The organism is Vibrio pelagius, assembly GCF_024347575.1.
Taxonomy (GTDB): Bacteria; Pseudomonadota; Gammaproteobacteria; order Enterobacterales; family Vibrionaceae; genus Vibrio; species Vibrio pelagius.
In genome coordinates, this window is the sequence record NZ_AP025504.1 from 905,530 (window position 1) to 930,723 (window position 25,194).

General features: G+C 46.7%; 23 protein-coding genes. 17 read left to right on the forward strand and 6 right to left on the reverse strand.

The window, feature by feature from the left end:
* Positions 1–167 precede the first annotated feature (167 nt).
* A complete protein-coding gene (gene dmeF / locus vsple_RS18235; RefSeq protein ID WP_261883314.1) occupies positions 168–1,064 on the forward strand; it encodes a CDF family Co(II)/Ni(II) efflux transporter DmeF in 897 nt (298 codons plus the stop codon).
* Between the two features lie 9 nt (positions 1,065–1,073).
* Positions 1,074–1,490 carry a MarR family winged helix-turn-helix transcriptional regulator gene (locus vsple_RS18240; protein WP_261883315.1) on the forward strand — a complete coding sequence of 139 codons (417 nt, stop codon included), beginning with the start codon at positions 1,074–1,076 and terminating at the stop codon, positions 1,488–1,490.
* Positions 1,491–1,696: 206 nt separating this feature from the next.
* Here vsple_RS18240 and vsple_RS18245 read toward each other — a convergent pair whose 3' ends face one another.
* The gene (locus vsple_RS18245; protein WP_261883316.1) at positions 1,697–3,547 is read right to left on the reverse strand and encodes an ABC transporter ATP-binding protein; all 1,851 of its coding nucleotides are present in this window, start codon (positions 3,545–3,547) and stop codon (positions 1,697–1,699) included.
* A 433-nt stretch (positions 3,548–3,980) separates the two neighbouring features.
* Between vsple_RS18245 and vsple_RS18250 the strand changes: the two genes are divergently transcribed.
* Complete coding sequence (locus vsple_RS18250) at positions 3,981–4,955, forward strand: arginine deiminase-related protein (protein ID WP_255232252.1); 975 nt, start codon at positions 3,981–3,983, stop codon at positions 4,953–4,955.
* 57 nt (positions 4,956–5,012) lie between these two features.
* On the opposite strand, the gene vsple_RS18255 is transcribed toward vsple_RS18250, so the two are convergent.
* The 3 genes from vsple_RS18255 to vsple_RS18265 all read right to left on the reverse strand — a co-directional run bounded on the left by vsple_RS18255 (position 5,013) and on the right by vsple_RS18265 (position 8,700).
* The gene (locus vsple_RS18255) at positions 5,013–5,636 is read right to left on the reverse strand and encodes an esterase/lipase family protein (protein ID WP_261883317.1); all 624 of its coding nucleotides are present in this window, start codon (positions 5,634–5,636) and stop codon (positions 5,013–5,015) included.
* A 227-nt stretch (positions 5,637–5,863) separates the two neighbouring features.
* On the reverse strand, positions 5,864–7,339 hold the full coding sequence (locus tag vsple_RS18260) for a Na+/H+ antiporter NhaC family protein (protein WP_261883318.1): 1,476 nt from the start codon (positions 7,337–7,339) through the stop codon (positions 5,864–5,866).
* A 17-nt stretch (positions 7,340–7,356) separates the two neighbouring features.
* A complete protein-coding gene (locus vsple_RS18265) occupies positions 7,357–8,700 on the reverse strand; it encodes a glutamine synthetase family protein (RefSeq protein WP_255232249.1) in 1,344 nt (447 codons plus the stop codon).
* A gap of 343 nt (positions 8,701–9,043) precedes the next feature.
* Here vsple_RS18265 and vsple_RS18270 point away from each other — a divergent pair, with 343 nt between their 5' ends.
* The 9 genes from vsple_RS18270 to vsple_RS18310 all read left to right on the forward strand — a co-directional run bounded on the left by vsple_RS18270 (position 9,044) and on the right by vsple_RS18310 (position 18,963).
* Positions 9,044–9,790, forward strand: coding sequence for a gamma-glutamyl-gamma-aminobutyrate hydrolase family protein (locus vsple_RS18270; protein WP_261883319.1), 747 nt, complete (start codon positions 9,044–9,046; stop codon positions 9,788–9,790).
* 16 nt (positions 9,791–9,806) lie between these two features.
* On the forward strand, positions 9,807–10,364 hold the full coding sequence (puuR, locus tag vsple_RS18275; RefSeq protein ID WP_261883320.1) for an HTH-type transcriptional regulator PuuR: 558 nt from the start codon (positions 9,807–9,809) through the stop codon (positions 10,362–10,364).
* 36 nt (positions 10,365–10,400) lie between these two features.
* On the forward strand, positions 10,401–11,885 hold the full coding sequence (locus vsple_RS18280) for an aldehyde dehydrogenase (protein WP_255232246.1): 1,485 nt from the start codon (positions 10,401–10,403) through the stop codon (positions 11,883–11,885).
* A gap of 31 nt (positions 11,886–11,916) precedes the next feature.
* Positions 11,917–13,194 carry an NAD(P)/FAD-dependent oxidoreductase gene (locus vsple_RS18285; RefSeq protein ID WP_032553791.1) on the forward strand — a complete coding sequence of 426 codons (1,278 nt, stop codon included), beginning with the start codon at positions 11,917–11,919 and terminating at the stop codon, positions 13,192–13,194.
* Positions 13,195–13,219: 25 nt separating this feature from the next.
* Positions 13,220–14,086 (forward strand): N-carbamoylputrescine amidase, encoded by an 867-nt coding sequence (aguB, locus tag vsple_RS18290; protein ID WP_255232244.1) that lies wholly within the window; start codon positions 13,220–13,222, stop codon positions 14,084–14,086.
* A 9-nt stretch (positions 14,087–14,095) separates the two neighbouring features.
* The gene (aguA, locus tag vsple_RS18295; RefSeq protein WP_261883321.1) at positions 14,096–15,178 is read left to right on the forward strand and encodes an agmatine deiminase; all 1,083 of its coding nucleotides are present in this window, start codon (positions 14,096–14,098) and stop codon (positions 15,176–15,178) included.
* A gap of 87 nt (positions 15,179–15,265) precedes the next feature.
* Positions 15,266–16,693 (forward strand): NAD-dependent succinate-semialdehyde dehydrogenase, encoded by a 1,428-nt coding sequence (locus tag vsple_RS18300; RefSeq protein WP_032553797.1) that lies wholly within the window; start codon positions 15,266–15,268, stop codon positions 16,691–16,693.
* Between the two features lie 15 nt (positions 16,694–16,708).
* Positions 16,709–17,980 carry a 4-aminobutyrate--2-oxoglutarate transaminase gene (gene gabT / locus vsple_RS18305; protein WP_261883322.1) on the forward strand — a complete coding sequence of 424 codons (1,272 nt, stop codon included), beginning with the start codon at positions 16,709–16,711 and terminating at the stop codon, positions 17,978–17,980.
* Positions 17,981–18,306: 326 nt separating this feature from the next.
* Positions 18,307–18,963, forward strand: coding sequence for a Qnr family pentapeptide repeat protein (locus vsple_RS18310; protein WP_261883323.1), 657 nt, complete (start codon positions 18,307–18,309; stop codon positions 18,961–18,963).
* A 58-nt stretch (positions 18,964–19,021) separates the two neighbouring features.
* Here the strand turns inward: vsple_RS18310 and vsple_RS18315 are convergent, their stop codons facing one another.
* Together vsple_RS18315 and vsple_RS18320 are read right to left on the reverse strand one after the other, a co-directional pair.
* Positions 19,022–19,411, reverse strand: coding sequence for a hypothetical protein (locus vsple_RS18315; RefSeq protein ID WP_261883324.1), 390 nt, complete (start codon positions 19,409–19,411; stop codon positions 19,022–19,024).
* A 169-nt stretch (positions 19,412–19,580) separates the two neighbouring features.
* Entirely contained in the window at positions 19,581–20,309 is a 729-nt protein-coding gene (locus vsple_RS18320; protein WP_261883325.1) for a UTRA domain-containing protein, read from the reverse strand.
* Positions 20,310–20,520: 211 nt separating this feature from the next.
* On the opposite strand from vsple_RS18320, the gene vsple_RS18325 reads away from it, so the two are divergent.
* Genes vsple_RS18325 through vsple_RS18345 form a run of 5 tightly spaced genes read left to right on the forward strand, consistent with a single transcriptional unit; the run spans position 20,521 to position 25,193 of the window.
* Positions 20,521–21,603 carry an ABC transporter substrate-binding protein gene (locus vsple_RS18325; protein ID WP_261883326.1) on the forward strand — a complete coding sequence of 361 codons (1,083 nt, stop codon included), beginning with the start codon at positions 20,521–20,523 and terminating at the stop codon, positions 21,601–21,603.
* A gap of 26 nt (positions 21,604–21,629) precedes the next feature.
* A complete protein-coding gene (locus tag vsple_RS18330; RefSeq protein ID WP_261883327.1) occupies positions 21,630–22,487 on the forward strand; it encodes an alkaline phosphatase family protein in 858 nt (285 codons plus the stop codon).
* Complete coding sequence (locus tag vsple_RS18335; RefSeq protein WP_261883328.1) at positions 22,484–23,389, forward strand: ABC transporter permease; 906 nt, start codon at positions 22,484–22,486, stop codon at positions 23,387–23,389. The genes vsple_RS18330 and vsple_RS18335 overlap by 4 nt, the downstream gene beginning before the upstream one ends.
* Positions 23,389–24,174, forward strand: coding sequence for an ABC transporter permease (locus vsple_RS18340; protein ID WP_255232237.1), 786 nt, complete (start codon positions 23,389–23,391; stop codon positions 24,172–24,174). Before vsple_RS18335 ends, vsple_RS18340 begins: the two co-directional genes overlap by 1 nt.
* Positions 24,174–25,193, forward strand: coding sequence for an ABC transporter ATP-binding protein (locus tag vsple_RS18345; protein ID WP_261883329.1), 1,020 nt, complete (start codon positions 24,174–24,176; stop codon positions 25,191–25,193). The genes vsple_RS18340 and vsple_RS18345 overlap by 1 nt, the downstream gene beginning before the upstream one ends.
* Position 25,194 lies beyond the last annotated feature (1 nt).

Consider the following 25,194-nt stretch of genomic DNA (forward strand, 5'->3'; position numbering starts at 1 on the left):
ACAAATAGAAAGCGGCGAGCTTGTTCATCGATTTAGGTTAATCATGGAATTTAGCTTGCTACGAATTTTATCTTACCGTGGATTACAGCTTGATCGTTGACTTTGTTTGATAGTCAAACTACATTGACAAACAAGTATTTTGATAATCAAATTAAAATGGAATAATAATGAATCCTCAAGTTAAGCATTCACACCACTTTTCTGCGCGTAACCAAGCGGGTGAAAGAAGGACTTTTTATGTCTTGTTATTAACCGTAGTCACTATGGTGGTGGAGATTGGGGCAGGGACAGTATATGGCTCCATGGCTCTGTTGGCCGATGGTTGGCATATGGGGACTCACGCTGCCGCATTTTGTATCACGCTGTTTGCGTATCGCTATGCGAAGAAGCATGAAAACAGTGACCGATTTTCATTTGGTACGGGGAAAGTGAGCGTATTAGGTGGTTATACTAGTGCCATTGCGTTGGGTATTGTTGCCTTGTTGATGTTTACCGAATCGGTGCACCGCCTGCTGAACCCTCAGTCTATTCAGTTCAATGAAGCGATAGTCGTGGCTTGCATTGGTTTGGCTGTGAATGTGGCGAGCATGTTCCTATTGGGCGATCATCATCACGACCATCACAACCATCACGACCATGACCACAGCCACCATCATCATGATCACAACCTCAGAGCTGCTTATATGCATGTGTTGGCCGATGCGCTCACCTCTTTGTTGGCGATCGTCGCGTTGTTATTTGGCAAATTCTACGGCTGGAATTGGTTAGATGCAGTTATGGGTATGGTCGGTGCTGCCGTCATCTTAAAGTGGACAATGAACCTACTTAAACAGACGAGTCCGATCCTGCTTGATGAGAGCATTGACTTAAACTATCGCCGGCAGATTATTGAGGAGCTTGCCCCAGATGCTGAGGTGATCGATCTGCACATATGGAGAATCAGTGGTCATCACTATTCGGCAGCGATTGCGCTGCAATCTGATGGTGATTTGAGTGTGAATGACTTTAGGCAACGACTGGCGAAGTTTGATAAGATTAATCATCTTACTCTTGAATTAAATTAGTCATTTGTCATGCAAAACCTTGAACACCTAAGCCAGCTTATTACCGAATTTTACGACAAGATGTCTTCTTGGGAGCAATCGGTTGTGAAAGAGACGGGCTATTCATTAGCTCAGGTACACACTATCGAAGTACTGGGTGTTCATGGTGCTCTGCGTATGAAAGAGCTCTCTGAAAAACTTGGAATCACGACAGGAACGCTGACGGTTCAGATTGAAAAGTTGGTCAAAGCGGAGTTAGTGAAGCGCTGTGAGCACCCCACAGACAGGCGCGCTATCGTGGTTGACTTAACGCCAGCAGGGCAAGCGATTCATAATCAGCATAACCAGCTGCACCTCGACCTTGTGAATGACTTAACCAGTGGCATCTCTTCCAAAGAGACTCAGATTCTGACGGCATGCTTAGAGAAAATGAATCGCAAGTTTTAGTCAATAAAAATCCAGTTAGTAAAAGCTAGCCAATAAAAAAGGCTAGCCTCCCCCCGAAGTCTAGCCTTATTCCAGAACGCGCAAGCGAAGCGTCTTTGTCTGTTAGTCATATTATATAATTACGACATAACATTCTGCCACGTTCAATTTACGACTATCTAACAAATTAGTGTGAATCGTCCCGCATATTTAAAACTGCATACAAATTAGGTATTGGGCGTCAGTTCCAAATCATCTCCGATGAAGCCACCCGTTTGGTGATTCCACAGTTGAGCATAGATGCCATCTTGTGCGATGAGCTCTTGATGTGTACCTTCTTCAACGATGTTGCCTTGGTCGAGTACGATCAAGCGATCCATTGCTGCGATAGTCGACAAGCGGTGCGCTATTGCAATTACTGTCTTACCTTCCATCAGTTCAATCAAGCTCTCTTGGATTGCAGCTTCAACCTCAGAGTCGAGTGCAGATGTCGCTTCATCCAGTACCAATAGCGGTGCATTCTTTAGTAGGACACGAGAGATAGCGATACGTTGACGCTGACCCCCTGACAGTTTTACACCTCGCTCACCCACTTGCGCGTCGTAACCTAAGTTGCCGAACGGGTCGGTGAGGGTTTCGATAAACTCATGTGCGTGAGCCTGCTTAGTGGCTGCATATAACTCTTCGTCGGTTGCTTCAGGGCGACCGTAAAGGATGTTGTCTTTGATAGAGCGGTGTAGCAGTGAGGTGTCTTGCGTCACCATACCTATGTTGCTGCGCAGCGAGTCTTGTGTGACGTCAGTGATCCCTTGCCCATCAATCAAAATTTGACCTTTTTCAACGTCATGGAAGCGAAGCAGCAAGTTGACCAGCGTTGATTTACCCGCACCGGAGCGTCCTACTAGCCCCACCTTTTCACCTGGCTTGATATTGAGATTAAGATTATTAATGACCCCTTTATTTTCACCATAGTTGAAACTCACGTTATCAAAGTGGATGCCACCTTGGGGTACTTGCAGTGGTTCTGCATTCGGTTTGTCTTCAATAGCAATTGGCTTTGCTAGCGTTTTTATGCCATCGATGACGGTGCCCAAGTTTTCAAATAGACCACCGATTTCCCACATGATCCACTTAGACATACCATTGATACGCAGTGCTAAACTGACCGCAATAGCGATTGCACCAACGGTGATCGCGTCATCTAACCATAGATAAATAGAGATACCAGCAATACTGAAAACCAGAAGGTAGTTAGCAAACTCAACCCATACGTTAAAGCCTGTCACTAAACGCATTTGACGGTAAACCGTGTCGAGGAAGCCTTCCATTCCCTCTTCTGCATATTCCGTTTCACGCTTGCTGTGTGAAAACAGTTTAACTGTGGAGATATTGGTGTAGCTGTCGACAATGCGACCTGTCATCAGTGAACGCGCATCGGCTTGTTCAGACGAGACATCTTTTAGCTTAGGTACAAAATGCAGCTGAATACCGACGTAGACGAATAGCCAGATAAGCATAGGAGCCATTAAACGCCAATCGGATTCGGCCAACATGAACAGCATTGCCGTAAAGTAGACCGTCACATAGACGAATACATCGACCATCTTGGTCACGGTTTCGCGAACGGCCAAAGATGTTTGCATCACCTTAGTTGCGACACGTCCAGCAAAGTCATCTTGATAGAAAGAGAGGCTCTGCTTAAGAAGGTAGCGGTGAGCAAGCCAACGAATCGACATCGGGTAGTTGCCCAGCAAAGTTTGATGAAGCAAGAGAGAATATACCGCGATCATGACTGGCATGATGACCAACAACAGAACCCCTAAACCAATCAAGGTTGATTGGTTATCAGCAAGGAAGGTCTCTTTGTCACTGGTCGATAACCAATCCACGAGCTGACCCATATAACCAAATAACGCAACCTCGATGATTGCAATAGTCATGCTCATTAAGCCAAGAAGCAGTAACGGCTTTTCAAAGCCACGTGTGTAATGTCGACAAAAAGCCAATATGCCACTTGGGGGCTGTATGGGTTCGTCTTTTGGAAAGGCTTGGGTAAAGCCTTCAAATTTCTTATACATAGGTTTCCCTTAGTCAACCTCAGCATCTGTGTGCAAAGTTGTAATTATTGTGGTGATTTTAGGTCACGAGTAAAACAAGTCTATGGCAACGCACAAAGCGAAATCACAGTTATTTTTTATTGAGTTAGGGTTGATGTGATAAGAGACGTTGACTGACTGCCGCGGGATCAACGTGTTATGCAACAGGGTTATCCTAACGCTAATTGGGTTAAATTGTAACCAAAACTGACACTTAGCGTAATATTGATGTATGAATATAGTACGGTAAATGGACAGATGTTTGTGTTGAGAGTTGCGCAGTAAAAACTAGGGAAGATCGGCTATTTCGCAGGAATTATTGAGGTTAGCTAATGAAATTATCAATAATTCAGTGATTTTTCTCGTAACAACCTGTTTACAATTGGCGGGTAAATTCCAGATAGGGACAGTTGAGATGTTAAACCTACATGAAAAATCACTGCAGACAACCAATGTACAAAATGCAAACTGTGTAGTGATGGTGCCACCTAAAGAGTTTCGTTTTAACGAAGAGACCGCGCGTGACAATGAATTTCAGCAGCGCGTTAACTTGACTCAAGAAGAAGTAAAATCGCAAACCATGACTGAGTTTAAGGAAATGGTGAAGGTACTTCGCAAAGAAGGCGTACAAGTAGTCGAGTTTGATTATCCTGAACTTGGTGTTGAAACACCGGATGCGGTTTTCCCAAATAACTGGTTTAGTACTGTTAGCGATGGCAGCTTATATACTTTCCCAATGGCGTGCGAAAATCGTCAACATGAAGTGAAGCCTAACGCTCTCATCGAAGCGCTCGAAGCGGCTGGTCGTATCGTCAATCATGTGGATACGCTTGAATCTTATTTACAGCAGGGTGCTTACCTTGAAAGTACAGGCGTAATGGTGATCGATCACATCAACAAAACCATCTATGCGGCCCTTTCTCAACGCTGTGATAGAGAAGTATTGGAAGATTACGCAAAGCGTATCGGTTATTCGCGAGTGGTTTCTTTCCAGACAGCTTTGCCTTCAGGTCAACCGATTTACCATACCAATGTGATGATGGCGATTGGTGATAATTTCTGCGTAATCTGTGATGAAGTGATTCCGGAGTTCGAGCGTCGCTTCGTTGTGAAGTCCCTTGCTAAAGACAAGCAAGTGATCTCGATTTCGATTGATCAAATGAACCGTTTCTGCGGCAACATCCTTCAACTTGAAACGGTAAATGGCGATAAAGTGATTGCGATGTCGCAGTCGGCTTTTGATGCGTTCTCTCCTGCACAACGCGCTCAGCTCGCGACGCACGGAAAACTGCTGCCATTCAATGTGAAAACCATCGAAGATATCGGCGGTGGCTCAGTACGCTGTATGCTTGGTGAGGTGTTCTTACCTACCAGAGTGAATCGCTTGTAATTTTCAGAGAACAAAAAACCACTTCAGTTGAAGTGGTTTTTTGTATCTTGATTGTCCCTAACGAAAACTCTTATGTTCAATGAAGTGGCTGGAACGCTGCACCACTTCTTTCGAGTACACCAGTGCGGTGTGATTAAGGTTGAGCGCGCAGGTGTCGGTTGCTCCTTTTAGGTTGGCGTCCTCCAGTGTTACCGTGCCATCACCTTGATTCTTTCCGAGTACAATTCGGCCTACCCCCGCATCATAAGTGCCAGTGATAACGCCAATCGGGACATCGTTATCATAGTCTCCTAGCCCGTCATTTAGGATGTGTTTGGTGGAGCCAAAAATGAATCCGAGTCCATGATTTGACAACATTTTGGCGATGGTTGCGCCGTTGTGTGGCGTTCCTGCGGTAATGATGCAGGTATCGGCAAACTTTGGCTGATAATGCTTGAAGTAGTGACGAATCAGTAAACCACCCAGTGAGTGCCCAAAGAAGTAGACCTCATCATTTTCATCAAAACGGGCAGTGACAAATCGATTCAAGCGTTTGGACGCGGAAGGAAAGCGCAAAGAGTTATAGGCAAACTTATGAGTTTGAAAGCCGCGCTTTGTAAAGTTTCTATCTAGATACTGCATGATCAGTGCAGGCATATAGAGGCCGTGAATTAATATTATGTGTTTGTTTTTATTGTTCATTTCACCTCCGATTAATGCTCTCTTCAGTGTATTTATTTGCCCAAGCAAACTCAATACAAATCGATCGCGACGGAGTGAAAACGGTACATGATAAAGCGGAATCATCAGTGGCTTTAATTAAACAAGCCTCAAGTGACAACGCATGGTCCAAAAAATCCGAGTGCTGCGCAACACTCGGATTTTTTGACTTAACTCGCTTTGTTTTTTGACTTAACTCACTTTGTTTTTTAGCCAATCACTAGGAAGAAGAGAGCGGTTGCGACGATACCGATCAGTGCGTATGGGAACTGAGTCGTTGCGTGTTGCATTGATGTACAACCTGAGCCTTGTGCTGACAGAACCGTTGAATCACTGAAGAAACAAGAGTGGCTGCCCGCCGCTGATGCTGATAGAAGTGCCGCTACAGTAAGGTGCAGTGGTACGCCAAGCTGTTCACCTAGAGGTAATACGATTGGCATTGCGACTGCGAATGTGCCCCATGAAGATGCGGTCGCGAATACGAGCGCTCCGGTGATCATGAAGATGATTGCAGGAAAGTAAGACACGGATAGGTAAGGGCTTACTGTTTCGATGACATACTGGGTCACGCCTAGAGAATCGTTAACCGATTTTAGCATGAAGCCGCCAATTACCGTTGCCAGTGGCAATAACATTACTTTGATACCGTCGTAGACTGCTTCGAACATATCGTTCATTGAGATAAGACGCTGCACACCGTAGAAACAGATAGTAAATATGATTGCGACAAACACACCAGCGAGTAGATCGATACCGAAGTACCAGCTCGCTGCAACCAACACCACCATTGGTAGTAAGAAGTTGATTAGGCCCATAGTTGGACTAGTGTGCGCCGAGGTATCCTCGCCAAAGTCGATGTCTGCTGCACCATCTGGGCGAACTTGTCCTTTTTTCGCGCGCTCTTCAGCCACCTTCATTGCACCCAAGTCAGGCAGCTTTTCCATTGCAACGAGAAGCACAATTGCTAGTGTTACCCAGCCATATGCCATGTAAGGAATGGCTTCGATGTAAGTTTTGATACCTTGGCCTGCTTCAGCAACGTCATTTGCTTCCAGCAATGAACTAAAGAAGATTGCCCACGTTGAAATTGGTACCAGAATACAGATAGGGGCCGCGGTCGAATCTACGAGGTAAGAGAGTTTCTCACGAGAAATGTTGTAGCTATCCGTGATCTTCTTCATTGAAGAGGATATAGCAATCGCATTTAGGTAGTCATCAATGAAGATCAGAATGCCGAGGAAGAAGGTCATCAGCATGGATTGCTTACGACTCTTAACCTTAGTTACCAGCATGTCAGAGAAGCTTAGGATACTGCCGCCCTTTTCTAGAATTGCAATTAAGCCGCCCATCAGGCCACAAACAAGCACGATCCATGCAATGGTTTCGTTCATCATCACATCCATGGAGATGCCAACGAGCAACTCCACCGCTTCGGTTGGGTTCAGAAGCAGAACACCTGCGATTGTGCCGCTAAATAGTGCTTCTACGGTGCGATGCGTCGTGAGTGCGAACACCAACACCAGAGCCGTTGGGAGCAAACTCATCCACCCGTAAGCTTCTCCTTCTTGGTGGTTCAATCCAATTGAAGTGAAGAAGACAAACGTCGCCACTACCAGTAGGGATACCATAATGTGTTGAGTGTTGATCTTCAGCGGCGCGTCCAACGCCTTGGTTTGCGTAGTCATACGTATATTTCCTTTATTTATGCTGAGTGCAACATCCATTCGATTTCTAATGGGGTGATTTCGCGTTCAAAGTCGGCGAGTTCACTCCGTTTGCAAGCTATATATAAATCGATAAAGTCTTTAGAGATGTACGGAGCCAGCTCACTGCGTTCTAGCTGGTCGAGTGCTTCTGACATACGCAGTGGTAGGTCAATTGCATCATCACTGAGGGCTTTAGGACATTGGTCTTTGGTATAGTTTTCACTCGCTAATACCGCGGAAAGTACTACTGCAGCGAGAATATAAGGGTTAACGTCAGCTCCTGCTATACGATGCTCAATTCGGCGATTTTTACTATCGCTGATGGGCACGCGCATCGCAACACCGCGGTGGTTTTCTCCCCAATCGGCTTTCGTAGGTACGTAAGCGCCAGGAACAAAACGGCGGTAGGAGTTTACGTTAGGACAAATCAACGCCATGGAGTCGGATGTTTGAGCTAACATCGCAGCCATAGTTTGATAAAAGAGGTCACTGGCTTCGCCATCGGTTTGGCTAAAGTGGTTGTTGCCGAGTGCATCCACCAAGCTAAGGTGAATATGCATGCCATTGCCAGCTTGGTCGCTAAACGGCTTAGCCATAAAGGTGGCATCAAAACCGTGCTGGTGGGCAATCTGGCGGATCAGACGTTTGGCGATGATCACTTCATCACATGCGTTGAGCACATCTTTTGAGTGGTTAAAGTTAATCTCAAACTGTCCCGGTGCGGATTCAGAGAGTGCGCCAGAGGTATTTAACCCCTGTTCTTGGGCGACCTTGTTAAGGTCGGAGAGGAAGTCGGCGTAGTCATCGAGACCGTCTAGGTCGTACACCTCAGTATCTTTCTCACGTGACTTTTTGGTTGGGTTAATAGCCGTTTGTAGAGCACCCATCTCGCCACGCTTTTTGTCGATGAGGTAGAACTCCAGCTCTAAGGCAACGCACGGGTACTGGTTTTTAGCATGCAATTTATCGAGCATGTCTTCAACGATATTACGAATGAATAGTGGATTGGGTTGTTCCGCTGTCTCATCCATCATACTTAACAACACTTGACCGACTGCCTCATTTGCCGTTGGCATCAGTGTGCCAGCGACAGGGAAACAGATGTTGTCTGGCTCGCCTAAATCTTCGCCTAAACCAGCGCTCTCTACCACATTGCCTTTAGTATCAAGAGTAATAGTAGAGAGTGGTAGCGCAACCCCCTTCGATAACTTATCTAGTGCTTCAACTGGGATTCTTTTCCCTCTTGGTGTGGCATTGATATCGGTGAAAATGAGGTCAACAAACTCGATGTTGGGCCATGTTTGTCGAAAATTTTTAACTTCCTGTAGATACGATTCCATTGAGTTCTCCAACTAGCCTCTGTACAGCAAATTTAACGAAACAAAAAACAAACAACTGTGTTGCGCATATTAGACAAAAGTCTATGTGATTTGTTTTATTTGCTTAAAATACAATGATTTATTTTGATTTATCTTTCAGTTGCAAGGTTTTAGAAAGATGTTTTTGTTAACTATTTTGTAACAGGTGGGTGCTTTTTGCTCAATATAATGAGCAAAATTAGATGTTTTTTTAACCAAAAAAGGGGCATTGGTCACGTTTTGGTCAGAATATCCAACATTGGCGTTGATAATTTTGTACATGGTTTGTAGTGTGAGTGTTAAATAAATCGAGCACGGAAATGACATGTCTACACAAAGAAAACCCATTATTGGAATTGTTAGCTGCGCGAAAGAGTTGGGTGGTTATCAAATACAAGCCGTTAATGATTTCTATCTGGCGGCAGTAAAAGATTTCGGCGGGTTGCCGCTGATGTTAGCACCAGATATGTCGAATGAAGATATCGAACAAATCTTCGAAATGTGTGATGGCTTTTTATTTCCGGGCAGTCATTCGAACGTAGCACCGCACCATTACAACGCGACGCATCAAGAGGCGAAGAGAGATGAAGCGCGTGACGAGCTCTCTTTTTCATTGCTACGTAAAGCGATCGATAAAGACATTCCATGTTTAGGGATCTGCCGTGGCTTTCAAGAGATGAATGTGGCGCTGGGTGGATCGTTAAATCCAGCAGTTCACGATTCGGGCTTTAATGATCATCGAGAGATCGACGTCGACGACTTTGAAGAGAAGTACGCACCATCACATGCAGTACTGGTGCAAAAGCAGAGCCTTTTTGAGAAATGGCTGACAGAGAATCACTGGGAAACCACAGTCTTTTTTGAAGTAAACACGCTTCATAATCAAGGTGTTGACCAACTTGCTCCACAACTGCAGGTAGAGGCGAAAGCACCAGATGGTTTGGTGGAAGCGTTCAGCCTTCCAGGACAAAAATTCTTCGTTGGCGTGCAGTGGCACCCAGAATGGAAAGCGAAAACCAATCATTTCTCTCAAATTTTGTTCAAAGAATTTATGATGGCTGCCTCTCTATAAGTTAGGAGCCAGATACATGGACAATCAAGAGATTGGTAAAAATATTGTTCAGTTAAGAAAAGAACATGGATTGTCACAACGAGAATTAGCCGAGCGAGCTGGCATTACACATAGTGCTATCTCCTCTATTGAGAACGCTAAGGTCAGCCCTTCAGTGAGCTCGTTGCAAAAAATAGTGAACGTTTTTTCTTTGTCGCTATCGGAGTTTTTCACCTTTGAAAAGCCAGCCAGTGATGAAGTAAAGGTTGTCGTTACCCCTGATGATTTGGTGGAGATGGGCAGTGAGTCTGTTTCAATGAAGCTAGTTACCAATGGCAGTAAAGATCAGGTCATCGGGTTTTTAATCGAAGAGTATGCCCCACATGGAACGACTGGTGCGGCAGAAATTAAACATGAAGGCGAAGAGATCGGGACCATTCTTGAGGGTGAAATCACACTTGAGTATAAAGACCAATCTTACGTCCTTAAACAAGGCGAGTCGTACGTCATTGATACAACTCAGCCGCATAAGTTTACAAATCACACAGACAAGGCTTGTCGAATGGTAAGCGCGCATACGCCAACCACATTCTAAGTGGGCCTTGCCTTGTTGTGATAACAAGGAGAGCGTATGAAAACCCAGGAACAATGGATTGAATTACAAAACAGTCTAAACATCGAAAATCGAGCATTCATTAACGGCGAGTATACTCTTGCCATCGGCGGTCAAATGCTTGATGTCATCAACCCAGCAACGGACGAAACGCTTACAGAGATCGCGCGTTGCCAAGAAGAAGATGTTGATCTTGCGGTAACATGCGCTCGTCAAGCCTTTCAAGCGGGTGAATGGAGCAACAGTGCTCCATCTCATCGTAAAGCTGTCCTAAGTTTATTCGCTGATCTTATTGATGAGCACCGTGAAGAGCTAGCGTTACTAGAAACACTCGATACCGGTAAACCTATCAATCACAGTGTCTCTACCGATATTCCGGGCGCTGCAGGCTCTTTGCGATGGTACGCCGAAGCGATTGATAAAGTCTACGGTGAAGTCGCACCAACCGAAAAAGATGTACACGCCTACATCTCTCACCAACCTATTGGTGTTGTCGCCGCGGTGGTTCCATGGAACTTCCCTCTATGGTTAGCCTGTTGGAAGCTCGGCCCTGCGCTCGCGGCTGGTAACAGCGTCATTCTCAAGCCGTCAGAAAAATCCTCACTCACTGCAATCTTCCTTGGCAAGCTTGCCAATCAAGCAGGTCTTCCTCGTGGCGTATTCCAAGTCATTACTGGCTATGGTCATGAAGCTGGGGATGCACTAGCTAAACACCATGATGTTGACTGCATCGCCTTTACCGGTTCAACCCGAATCGCTGGTCAGTTAATGGTTCGCTCTGGTGAGACTAACCTCAAACGTGTCTTTGCAGAAGCGGGCGGTAAGAATGCCAATATTGTGTTCGAAGACTGTGACGATCTTGACCGCGCAGCGGCTGAAACGGCAGGTGGCTGCTTCTATAACCAAGGTGAAGTGTGTGTCGCAGCAACTCGATTGTTGGTTCATGAAAGCATCAAAGATCAGTTTGTTGAGAAGGTGATTGAAGCGTCTAAAGCCTTCACGCCCAAAGACCCAATGGACACCACTTGTTCGATGGGCGCGCTGATCGATCAAGGGCATAAAGCCAAGGTGCTGGAGTACATCCACCTTGGTCAAACTGAAGGTGCTACGCTGCGCTGCGGTGGTGATGTAGATGGTAAAGGCGCGTTCGTTGAGCCAACCATTCTCGACAATGTAGACAATAAGATGCGTGTCGCGCAGGAAGAGATTTTTGGCCCTGTGTTGTGCGTGATTCCTTTCAAAGATGAGCAAGAGGCGATCGCCATTGCTAACGATTCTAAATATGGCCTAGGTGCCGCTCTTTGGAGCAGCAATATTAATCGTGTTCACCGTGTGGCTAAGCAGCTTCAAGCGGGTTCAGTCTGGGTCAATAACTACAACGAAGGTGACATGACTGTCCCATTTGGTGGATTCAAAATGAGTGGCAACGGCCGTGATAAGTCACTGCATGCCATTGAAAAATTCACAGAAACCAAAACGACTTGGATTCGCCTACACCCTTAAGCCTGCTGACGAATAACAAAGGAATAAAGCAATGAATAAGCATACGGACTCGTTTTACGCGCACTCAGTACCAAACATGCCAGATTTCCCACAACTTCAAGACAACATCGAGTGTGATGTGTGTGTGGTTGGTGCCGGTTTCTCTGGTTTATCTTCAGCACTGCATTTGGCAGAGAAAGGCTTCAAAGTGGTGGTTCTAGAAAGTGCGAAAGTTGGTTTTGGCGCAACCGGTCGCAACGGCGGTCAGATCGTTAACAGCTACAGCCGAGATGTTGATGTGATTGAAAGCCGTTACGACCAACCTCAAGCTAAAGCACTGTGTGACATGATATTTGAAGGTGGCGACATCATTCGTGGCCTTATCGATAAGTACGATATTGAATGTGACCATAAGCGCGGTGGCCTATTTACAGCACTAAACAAAAAGCAGCTCGCTGGTCTAGAGCACCATAAGAAAAACTGGGAGCGCTACGGCAATGATCAACTGACTCTGCTTGATGCCAATGAGGTAGAAGCAGCAGTCGGTACTCAGGTTTACACTGGCGGTCTGCTCGATATGCGTGGTGGTCACATCCATCCGCTAAAACTGGCTCTCGGTGAAGCAGCAGCGTTTGTATCTCTGGGTGGTCAAATTTTCGAACAGTCTGCAGTAACCTCGCTAGAGAAAGGTGTAAACCCTGTGGCTAGAACGGCTCAGGGCAGCGTGAAGTGTAAATACCTAGTGTTGGCAGGTAATGCTTACCTTGGTGGTCTTGCACCGAATATCAGCAACAAAGCGATTCCGTGTGGTACCCAAGTGGTGGCGACAGAGCCGCTGACTGATGAGCAACTTAAGCAAGTACTACCAAGTGACTACTGTGTTGAAGACTGCAATTACCTACTGGATTACTTCCGTCTAAGTGCTGATAAACGCCTGCTGTTTGGTGGTGGCGTAGTGTACGGTGCTCGTGATCCAGAGAATATCGAAGCCTTGATTCGTCCTAAGCTAGAGAAGGTTTTCCCTCAATTGAAAGGGATTAAGATTGATTACACTTGGACGGGCAACTTCCTTCTAACTTACTCGCGTATGCCTCAGTTCGGCGCATTCGACGACAACATCTACTACCTACAAGGTTACAGCGGCCATGGTGTCACTTGTACTCACCTTGCAGGCAAACTATTGGCGGAAGCCTTAACCGGACATGCAGAGCGATTTGATGCTTTCGCAGCATTGAAGCACTACGCCTTCCCGGGTGGCCGCCACTTCCAAATCCCATTCACAGCAGTGGGTGCAGCGTATTACAACCTAAGAGACAAACTGGCTATCTAATCCAGACACAGATAAGGAACATCGAATGAGTAGAGTAGTGAAATTTGCAGCCTTACAACTGACTAAGAGCTGGGATCTGGAAGATAATCTGAACAAAGCCAAGCAAGCGATTCGTGAAGCAGCAAGTAACGGTGCTAACGTCATTCTGCCACAAGAGCTGTTTGCGGCTCCTTACTTCTGCAAAAAGCAGGAAGCGAAATACTTCGAGTTGGCAGAAGAGACAGAAAACTGCTCACTGATTAAAGAGATGAGCGCACTCGCTAAAGAGCTGGGTGTGGTGATCCCAGTGAGCTATTTTGAAAAAGCGGGCAACACCTTCTTTAACTCGTTAGTGATGATCGATGCGGATGGTACGGTACTCGACAATTACCGCAAGTCACACATTCCAGATGGACCGGGCTACAGCGAGAAGTACTACTTCAGCCCTGGTGACACAGGCTTCAAGGTTTGGAAGACCAAGTATGGCACCTTCGGCGCTGGCATCTGTTGGGATCAATGGTTCCCAGAACTGGCTCGCAGCTTAGCATTGCATGGCGCTGAAGCGATCTTCTACCCAACTGCGATCGGTAGCGAGCCACAAGACCCAACCCTTGATTCACGTGATCATTGGCAACGCACGATGCAAGGCCATTCTGCTGCGAACTTGGTCCCCGTCATCGCGTCAAACCGAGTGGGTACTGAAGTGGATGATGGTATTGAGACGACCTTCTACGGCTCATCTTTCATCACCGACCATACTGGTGGCAAGCTTGCTGAAGCGCCACGTGAAGGTGAAGCGATCATCTATGCAGAAGTCGATTTAGCGGCAACGGCGCAGGCGCGTCACTCGTGGGGATTATTCCGTGACCGTCGACCAGATTTGTACGGCAGCGTCGGCAAACTGGCGGTATAAGGGGGCACTATGCAGCTATCGACCACGCCTCGACAAGATGGCTTCTACTTTCCGGCAGAGTTTCAGCCGGTAAGTGAAGTGTGGCTTGCTTGGCCTGAGCGAAAAGACAATTGGCGTGAACAAGCACAGCCTGCACAGCGCACCTTTGCCCGCATTGCCAACGCGATTTCGGAAGTAACCAAGGTGTGCGTAGCGGTTAGCTGTAAGCAGTTTGATAGAGCTCGTGCTTTGCTTCATTCCGACGTTCGACTTGTCGAGATCCCATACAACGATGCTTGGATGCGTGACATAGGTCCAACGGTAGTGGTGAACGAGCAAGGCGACCGCCGCGGTGTCAGCTGGCAGTTCAATGCGTGGGGCGGGGATTACAATGGTCTGTATGACAACTGGCAGCAAGACGATTTAGTCGCGAGCTCGGTGTGTGACATCATTGGCCTTGATCATTATCGAGCCCCGTTTGTTCTAGAGGGCGGCGCCATTCATACCGACGGCGAAGGGACCCTGTATACCACTCAAGAGTGTTTGCTTAGTCCGGGGCGCAACCCTGAGATGAGTCAGCAACAGATAGAAACGAACCTAAAAGAGTATCTTGGTATCGATAAAGTTATCTGGCTACCAAAGGGGCTGTTTAACGACGAGACCGACGGTCACGTCGATAATCTGATGCACGTTATTGCACCGGGTAAGGTTGTGTTGAGCTGGACTGATGATCCAAGTGACCCGCAGTTCGACCTGTCACGTCAAGCGGAACAAGCACTTAAATCGCAAACTGATGCTCAAGGCCGAAACATCGAAGTGATCCGCTTGCCGTTGCCGGGGCCTTTGCATTACAGCGAGGCTGAAGCCAACGGTGTTGATAAAAGTGAAGGCATGGTGCGCGATGCGGGAGAACGCTTAAGCGCCTCTTATGCAAACTTTCTTATCGTAAATGAGTATGTCTTTTTACCTCTGCTCGATGATACAACCGACTCGCAAGCGATAGAGATACTGCAACAGGCAATGCCTGAGCATCAGGTGATTGGGATCCCATCACGTGAGGTGTTATTGGGTGGTGGCAACATCCACTGTATTACCCAGCAGATCCCTGCTTAGCCATCATCAATTAAAATTACTAATAGCCGCGGATGACTGAATCAGTCAACAGAGAGCGGCACTGTTTAGCTGTCAAAAGGAATCACCATGCAACAAATTAACAACCAAACATTGCTATCGTTTATGGTGTCGGACCAAGAGCAGGGCATTGCTGTCACCAACCCTGCTACTGGTGAAGTGTTGGGTTATGCCCCAGTCTCTTCAGAGCAAGCCATTTTAGATGGTGTTGAACGCGCAAGTGTCGCGCAAAAAGAGTGGGCGGCAATGCCTGCAAAAGCACGCGCTGCTCTATTGAACAAGTGGTATCAACTGCTGCTTGAAAACAAAGAAGATCTTGGCCGTCTAATGACGCTAGAGCAAGGTAAGCCGCTCGCAGAAGCGCAGGGCGAGGTACTCTATGGTGCAAGCTTTATCGAGTGGTTTGCTGAAGAAGCTAAGCGTACTTATGGCGAAACGATCCCTGCCCCGAGTGGTGATAAGCGTCTTGTAACGATCAAGCAGCCAATTGGTGTTGCATGTGCAATCACGCCATGGAACTTCCCAATTGCAATGATCACTCGCAAAGCCGGGCCTGCACTTGCTGCAGGTTGTAGTTTCATCGTGAAGCCATCGGACTCGACACCGTTGTCTGCATTCGCTGTCGCTGAATTAGCGTACCAAGCGGGCATTCCGCGCGATGTATTGCAGGTGACTCTGGGGGAAAGCTCTCGTCAGATCGGTGCGATTTTTACTTCTCACCCACTGATTCGTAAGTTCTCGTTCACGGGCTCAACTCAAGTGGGTAGCGTTCTGATGCAGCAAAGTGCCCACGACATCAAACGCACCTCAATGGAACTGGGCGGCAACGCGCCATTTATAGTGTTTGATGACGCAGATATCGACGCAGCCGTAGCGGGTGCGATGGCATCTAAGTTCCGTAATGCAGGTCAAACGTGTGTGTGCGCCAACCGATTCTATGTTCACAGCAAAGTCTACGATGAGTTCGTGACCAAGTTTGATGCAGCGGTTCAGCAGCTCAAGGTCGGTAATGGCTTAGATGAAGGCGTGAACATTGGCCCTGTGATCAGCGAGTCAGCGAAAGCAGGCATTCAAGCTCTGATTGATGGTGCAATCGAGCAAGGTGCGCAGCCAGTTTCGGAAGTGCCGAATCTTGATGGCCTGTTCATGCAGCCGGTGGTACTCAAGAACGTAACTCATGACATGCATATTGTCTCGCAGGAGATCTTTGGCCCTGTCGCCCCTGTGATTGCATTCGATAATGATGAGCAATTGATCGAGATGGCTAACGACACCATCTACGGTCTCGCATCGTATTTCTACAGCCAAAACATCCATCGCGTTTGGAAGATTGCTGAAGCGCTCGAGTACGGCATGGTCGGCATTAATGAAGGCATGATTTCTACCGAAGTGGCTCCGTTCGGTGGTGTAAAACAGTCCGGTATCGGACGTGAAGGGGCAAAACAAGGTATCGATGAATACATGGACATCAAATATCTCTGCTTTGGCGGCAACTAATTTAAGGACAAAACAATGACTAACCAACAACTACACCAAAGAAGAAGCCAAGTAATCGCTCAGGGTATGGGCGCACTTTATCCACTTTACGTTGAGAAAGCAGAGAACGCCCATGTGTGGGACGTAGATGGCAACAAATATATCGATTTTGCTGCAGGCATTGCGGTAACCAATACCGGTCATTCAAACAAACGCATCAGTGAAGCAGTGAAAGCGCAGCTGGATAACTTCTCTCATACTTGTGCGATGGTGACACCTTACGCTTCGTTCGTTGAACTGGCGGAAAAACTGACTGAACTGGCACCGGGCGATAGCGAAAAGAAAGCGATTTTCCTAACCACGGGCGCAGAGGCAGTAGAGAACGCAGTGAAAGTTGCACGTGCCCATACTGGTCGTAGTGGCGTTATCGCATTTAAAGGTGGGTTCCACGGTCGTACTAACATGACAATGGGTCTGACAGGTAAAGTCGCGCCATATAAAGCGGGCTTTGGTCCTTTCCCGAATGAGATCTTCCATGCACCATACCCAAATGCCTTCCATGGCGTGAGCACCGAGCAGAGCCTGCAAGCGCTTGAAGACCTGTTTGCATGTGATATCGAGCCATCACGTGTTGCAGCTATCATCTTCGAACCTGTTCAAGGCGAAGGGGGCTTCTACAAAGCGCCAACTGAATTCGCACAAGGGCTACGTGAAGTGTGTGATAAGCACGGCATCATGCTCATTGCCGATGAAATCCAAACTGGCTTTGCGCGTACCGGTAAAATGTTTGCTACGGAATACCTAGGCATTGAACCAGACATGATGACTATGGCAAAAGGCATCGCAGGCGGTTTCCCTATCTCTGCTGTGGTAGGCAAAGCGGATGTGATGGATTCGGCACTGCCGGGTGGCCTTGGTGGTACATACGCAGGTTCACCTCTGGGTTGTGTAGCGGGTCTTGAGGTTCTTAAAATTATCGAAGAAGAGCAGCTGTGTGCGAAAGCGATGGGCATTGGTGAGGTGGTTAATGCTCGCATGACTCAGCTTCAAGAGTCAGTGCCTGCAATTGGTGAAATCCGTACTACGGGTGCGATGATGGCGATTGAGTTTGCTTGTCCTGAAACGGGCAAACCTCTGCAAGACCTTACCAAAGCCGTTATCAGCAAGGCACAAGAGAATGGCTTAATTCTATTGTCTTGTGGCGTGAAGGCGAACGTAATCCGCTTATTGCCACCATTGACGATCGAGTCTGAGGTTCTTAGCGAGGGTTTGGATAAGCTCGAGAAGATCATTCTTGAAGTTGCGTAACTCAAGTTATTCATTTTAATTCAGAGAGAGCACCATTGAGTGCTCTTTTTTTGTGCGGATTTACAATGTAAATGTGGCTTTTCACGAGTTTACTCATGTCTGAGAGCTTTTGAGTCTCTTTACTCTCTGAGCGTCTCTCAGTTTGTTTAAACTTTTTTCTGCAAAGGTGCGTAGGAAAATCAAAAAATCACCCTGTTAAAATGGCCTCTAGGTGCCTTAAATTGGCTATTTTGGGGTGTTTTAAATACTTGTTTTTAAAGGTTTTTAAAATCGTGACTTGGTCTCGTCCTAATGTTACGTTTCGGGGACGCAAATAAGGAGCGGCCATGAAAACCAAAAAACATACCTATCATCAGCACGATTTCTCCCATCAAGACCTTAGTTATTTGGCTTTTGAGTCCTGCACTTTTTTGGAGTGTAACTTTCATAGCGCCCAACTAAAAGAAACCACGTTTAAGCACTGCAAGTTTATTGAGACTTCCGACATGGAAGGCTGTCAGTTCAACTTTGCTGATCTGAGAGATGCGAGCTTTCAAGACTGTAAGTTAGCGATGGCAAACTTTAGTAATGCCAATTGCTTTGGTATTGAATTCAGGAGCTGCGATCTAAAAGGTGCGAATTTCTATCGAGCAAATTTTTCCAACTATATAACGCAAAAAGTCTTCTTCTGCTCGGCTTATATCACAGGCTGTAATTTGTCTTATACGAACCTAGAGAGCGCCAATTTAGAAAAATGTGAGCTGTTTGAAAACCGCTGGATAGGCGCACATTTGGTGGGAGCGTCGATGAAGGAGTCGGACTTGAGCCGCGGTGTTTTTTCAGAAGATGCTTGGACTCAATTTAGTTTCCAAGGCGCAAACCTATGTCATGCTGAGCTAGAGGGGCTTAACCCGAAAAGGGTGGATATGACAGGTGTTCAAATCTCAGAATGGCAACAAGATCAATTGCTTGAAGCTATGGGTATTGTGGTGATGCCGGACTAAACGTGCTGTGGCTAGTCTCAAATGAGCGACTTAAGCGCTCATTTGAGTTAGAAGCCTGCTAGTTAGAAACATTGTTGTGATAATCAGGCTCAGACAGATTCTCAGCAAAGCCTATCTCACCGATGATATACAGAGCACTGCCAATCGCATCGAGAGTATCATTGGAGTTTCTCTCAGGCACGTTAACTACAGTGATGTTGTCGTAATCGTTAGAAGTCGAGCTGGTCTCGAAAGATGCGTAGTTGTTACACACTATGCTTTGGCAATCATGATGCAGCTCTGGCGCTGCTGGTAAGTGTTGAGTTGATAGGTTGTGGATTGGCAGGTTTTTAATCGAACTGATATCCAAGACTTCCGAGCTTTCTGCACTTGAACCCTCTGTGCTTGAAGTTCCTGCACTTAGGGCGTAACCAGAAAATATTAGTAATAACGGTGTAATTACTTTCATTATAAAACCTTGAATTACTCATAACCTGGGTCAATAGTATCGGATTTAAACCATAATTGCACAGTGTTTTTTATAGTCTGTATTCGATACCGCATAACGCTAATCGCTTCGATAATAGTCATTAACTCTTCAACTAAGTCGGACTTTTTAAAGGCTGCCAATCATGCTTTTAGCCAACACTATCAATATGAATCATCACTGAATCTGGTCGCCAGTACTCGAATTCGCAATCCATCAGCTCACCATCTTGCTTGTAGTTCACACGGCAAATCTTCAGCACTGGTTGACCTTCTGATAGGTTGAGTGCCTTGGCGACATGGGCGGGCGCGGAGGTGGGTATCACATCAAATCGAGAACGCTGGGTTTCGTAACCGTAGTTCTTCTTGTAGATATCGGTGAGTGACATCTTGAGATCGTGCGAGAGGATCTCAGGAAACAAACTTGCCTTCAGTACGTTCTCCACAAACAGCACCACTCTTCCGTCGATGTAGCGCAGCCGTTCAATAACATGAACTGGTGTGATGCTTTCCACTTTCAGTGCCTTGGCGTATTCACCTGCGGCCATTTCTGAACGGGTATTGATAAGACGAGTCTCCGCAATTCGATTTTGATCGCGAATCATTTGATGAAAGTGAGAGCGAGATAGAGGGTTGTATCGGATACGCTCAGGAGACACAAACCAACCACGTCGATCCTCACGATAGATTAGCCCTTCAGTCTCAAGAGAGATAAGCGCATCTTTGAGCGTGATGCGAGTGGTAGCAAAGAGCTCACTGAGTTCTCTTTCTGAAGGAATCTTTTGCCCCTCTTTATAGATCCCAGACTGGATCTGTTCGCGGATACTGTTTTTGATTTTTCCTAATTGTGTCTCTGAATGGCTGTTGCCCGGCATTCTCATTGTTGATCTAGTCCATGATTCGCTGTTGTTACCAGTATATGTCGGCTGTTTAACAGTAATGTGACAGCACGTTGTGGTTAAAAGCTGGGCTGTTGAAATAGTTCTGCCATATAAATGCATTTGAACTGTCAAATAAGTTGCCATAAACCGTAACAATCCGCCTCTAGCATACAAAGTGAACTTACTGACCTAGTCCAGAAGGATAGAGACAATGAAAACTTTGCTTTGCCGTTCAACGCTATCACCATCAAAACTGATTGGCGCAACCTTGATGACAGCGACCATTTCAATGCCAGCGATGGCGAATGACGCAGATTTAGACGCACTAGTAAAAGCCGCTCAAAAAGAGGGCGCGGTTTACAGTGTGGGTATGCCAGACAGTTGGGCGAACTGGAAAGACACTTGGGCGGACCTAAAGGAAAACTACGGCTTAAAGCACCAAGATACAGATATGAGCTCGGCGCAAGAGATCTCAAAATTTGAGGCTGAGAAGCGCAATGCAACCGCTGATATTGGTGATGTGGGCTTTGCTTTTGCTCGCGTTGCAGTGAAGAAAGACGTGACTCAACCCTACAAACCATCAACTTGGGATGACATTCCTGAGTGGGCGAAAGACAAAGATGGTCACTGGGCACTGGCTTACACAGGCACTATCTCGTTCATCTCAAACAACAATCTAGTCAAAGACGCGCCTAAGACATGGAGTGACCTACTTGAGGGCGACTACAAGGTGACGGTCGGTGATGTAGGCGTTGCAGCACAAGCAAATAACGCAGTACTCGCAGCCGCGTTTGCCAACGGTGGCGATGAAAGCAACCTAAAACCTGCGATTAAGTTCTTTGGTGAGCTCGCAAAACAGGGTCGTCTGTCTTACACCGATCCAAATATGGCGAACCTAGAAAAAGGTGAAGTTGAAGTGGCGATCATGTGGGACTTCAACGCACTGAACTACCGCGACAAGATTGATCGTGAGCGTTTCACCATTAGCATTCCACAAGATGGCTCTGTTATCTCGGGTTACACCACCATCATCAACAAGTATGCGAAGAACCCTAACGCGGCGAAGCTTGCTCGTGAATACATCTTCAGCGACCAAGGCCAAATCAATCTAGCTGAGGGTTACGCGCGTCCAATTCGCACCAACATCACTCTGCCTCAATCAGTACAAGACAAGCTTATTGCGAATGAAGAGTATGGCAATGTTCACCCTGTGACTGACTTCTCTGCATGGGAAAAATCAGCACGTCGCCTGCCACGCCAATGGCAAGAAAGCGTTCTGATTCACCAGCAATAATCCCCATTTGAGTAAGAGAATAAATCATGAGCAATAAGGTCATCCTTGTTGTTCTAGATGGACTGAATTATCAGGTAGCCCGCAATTGCATGGGCTACCTGAATGGTCTTCTAGAACTGAGTCACTCGCCCAGTAATCAGAGTGATTCACCAAGCCCATTTCAGGGCAAAATGCGTGCGACGCTTTATCCGATGCAGTGTGAACTGCCATCTATGTCGCGCCCTCTCTATGAGTGCATCCTTACCGGTGTTCGTCCTGTGGAGAGCGGCATCGTTAACAACCAGATTGTGCGCCTTTCCAATCATGAGTCGATCTTTAGCTTGGCAAAAGCGCAGGGCAAAACCACCGCTGCTGCAGCGTATCACTGGGTGAGCGAGCTTTATAATCGTGCGCCATTCAATCCGGTTCGAGATCGTTTTACTCATGACGAGAGTTTGAACATTCAACACGGCTGCTTCTACCACTGGGACCACTACCCAGATGAGGCGCTGTTTCTAGATGCCGAGCACTTGCGTTTAACGTATCAGCCAGATTTCTTATTGGTCCACCCAATGAATATTGACGATATGGGCCACAAGCATGGACTGGACTCTCGCCAGTATCGCAATAGTGCGCGTGGCGCCGATATCTTCCTATCGAACTACATAAAAGGTTGGATTGAAGATGGCTATCAAGTGATTGTGACTAGCGATCACGGTATGAACGACGACCTTTCTCATGGTGGCATTCTGGCGGAAGAGCGCGAAGTCCCATTCTTTGTGATTGGTGACAAGTTCACACATCAAGATTGCCAAGTAAAGCAGACCGACATCTGTGGCACTGTGTGCCAACTCCTTAATTTAGAACACAATAAATCTTACACTCAGGAATTGTTAGCACTATGAGCAGTCCTGCCATTACCCAAAAATCGAATTCACTAAACGCAAACGCGTCGAAACCTAAGGCCTCTTCTTGGTTCAAACGCTTTAAGCCCGCTTTATGGTTGGCGCCGTTTGCGCTGTTTTTCTATCTGTTTCAGCTAGCCCCTATGGTTTGGGTACTGATTAACAGCTTCTTTTACGACGGTGAGTTGTCGCTCGAAAACTACACCGAGGTGTTTGATTCTGCTTTCATGATGCAGGCTTTTGGTAATAGTTTGTGGCTGTCCGTGTGGTCGAGCGTGTTTGGCTTAGCGATTGCGACTCTGTTGGTTTCTTCTCTGCGTCGCGTTGACTGTAAAATTCGCGACGGCGTGATCGCCTTTACCAACATGAGCAGCAACTTTGCCGGTGTCCCGCTCTCTTTCGCTTTCATCATCATTCTTGGTACCAACGGTGCGATAACTTTGTTGCTGAAGCAATATGGTCTATTGGGAGATTTTGACCTGTACGGAAAGTGGGGCTTATTGGCGATCTATATCTACTTCCAAATTCCATTGGCGGTGTTGCTGTTGTATCCGGCGTTTGATGCGTTGAGCGACGATTGGCAGGCAGCATCTGCATTGCTTGGCGCGCAAACGTGGCAGTACTGGCTTAAGGTTGGTTTGCCTGTCTTATCTCCAGCGCTATTCGGCACTTTTATTATTCTGATCGCTAACGCGATAGGTGCTTACGCCAGTGTCTATGCACTCACTTCTGGTAACTACAACGTCATTACTATTCGAATCGCGAGTCTGGTTTCGGGTGATCTGTTCCTTGAACCAAATCTAGCCGCTGCAATTTCTGTGATTCTGATGGCGATGCTGGCATTTATCACCGTGATTAACCAATGGCTTATCAGTAAGAGTTATGCAGGGAAGAAAAGCTAATGCAAAACGTTAATACTCGCTTTCATAAAACGGTGGTTTTCTCGATCGTTGGCATCATGATGATTCCAATTCTTGCCACGTTCGTTTACTCGCTGTCATCACGTTGGGGAGCAACTATTCTGCCTGATGGTTTTACTCTGGATTGGTACGTTAGCCTACTGACGGACCCGCGCTTCCTACAAGCGTTTGGTCGTTCACTGTTTATCTGTATCGCGGCATTAGCACTGAGTGTGGTGCTGATTCTTCCGGCAATATTTGTGGTGTTCTACTATTTCCCGAAACTGGACAAAGTAATGAATATCATGATCTTATTGCCGTTCGCTGTGCCACCAGTAGTCTCTTCTGTCGGCCTGCTACAGCTGTATGCCGATAGCGAAATTGCACTTATCGGCACACCTTGGATCTTGATTGGCACCTACTTCACCATTGCGCTGCCATTCATGTATCGCGCTATCGCTAACAGCTTTCAGGCGATCAATCTGCATGATTTGATGGATGCCGCGCACCTGCTCGGCGCGAGCACCACAAAGGCTTTCTTATTGATTATTTTACCGAACCTGAAGAAGGGCTTGATGGCTTCTCTGTTCCTATCGTTCTCGTTCCTACTGGGAGAGTTCGTGTTTGCCAACATCTTGGTTGGAACACGTTACGAGACGCTACAAATCTATCTATACAACATGCGTCAGACCAGTGGTCACTTTACTTCAGCCTTGGTGATGACCTATTTCCTATTCATTTTCTTACTGACTTGGATGGCAAGTCGTTTTAGCCGTGGAGTCAAATAATGAGTTATGTAAACGCACACAATCTAACGAAACGCTTCGGTGACAACACCGTTTTTGAAGACATTCAATTTACTATCGAGAAAGGTGAGTTTATTACCCTGCTTGGGCCAAGTGGTTGTGGTAAATCTACCCTGCTACGTAGCTTGGCTGGGCTAAACCCAGTCGATGATGGCCAAATCTGGGTCAATGGTGAAGACATTACTCACCAAGCGCCGCAACAGCGCGGCATCGGTATGGTTTTTCAATCCTATGCATTGTTCCCAAATATGACGGTAGAGGGCAACATCGCCTTTGGCTTGAAAATGAAAAAGCTGGCTGGCGACGAAATCAAACGTGAAGTAGCAAAAGTGATTGAGCTGGTGGACTTGAAAGGTAAAGAGACCTTCTATCCACATCAGTTATCAGGTGGTCAGCGTCAACGCGTTGCTCTAGCGCGTGCTCTGGTGGTTAAGCCACGTATTCTGTTGCTTGATGAACCGCTTTCTGCATTGGATGCCAAGATCCGTAAGCACCTTCGTCAGCAGATCCGTGATATCCAAAAAGAGATGGATCTGACGACTATCTTTGTTACTCACGACCAAGAAGAGGCGATGATCATGTCAGATCGCATCTTCTTGATGAACAAAGGCGAGATCGTTCAGGCAGGCACACCTGAAGAGATCTACACTCAACCTGCGAATGAGTTTGTCGCAGGCTTTATGGGACACTACAACTTAGTCCAAGCGAACAAAGCTAAACAACTTTTCGATATCGACACCGACTGGAAGGTCGCGATACGCCCTGAATCTATTTATGTCAAAGAGCTGGGAAGACAATACGGTGCACATATTTCAGCACCCAAAACGGGTACGATCCGTAATCATCAGCTGCTGGGCAACGTGATTCGCTATCAAGTTGATGTGGATGAGTGTGAGCTCACTGTCGACCTATTAAATCGCTCTTCTGAGCGTTTATTGGCTAACGGTAGCCAACTAGAGTTGCTATTTAATTTAAACGAAATTCAGCCTGTGAGAGCCTAAG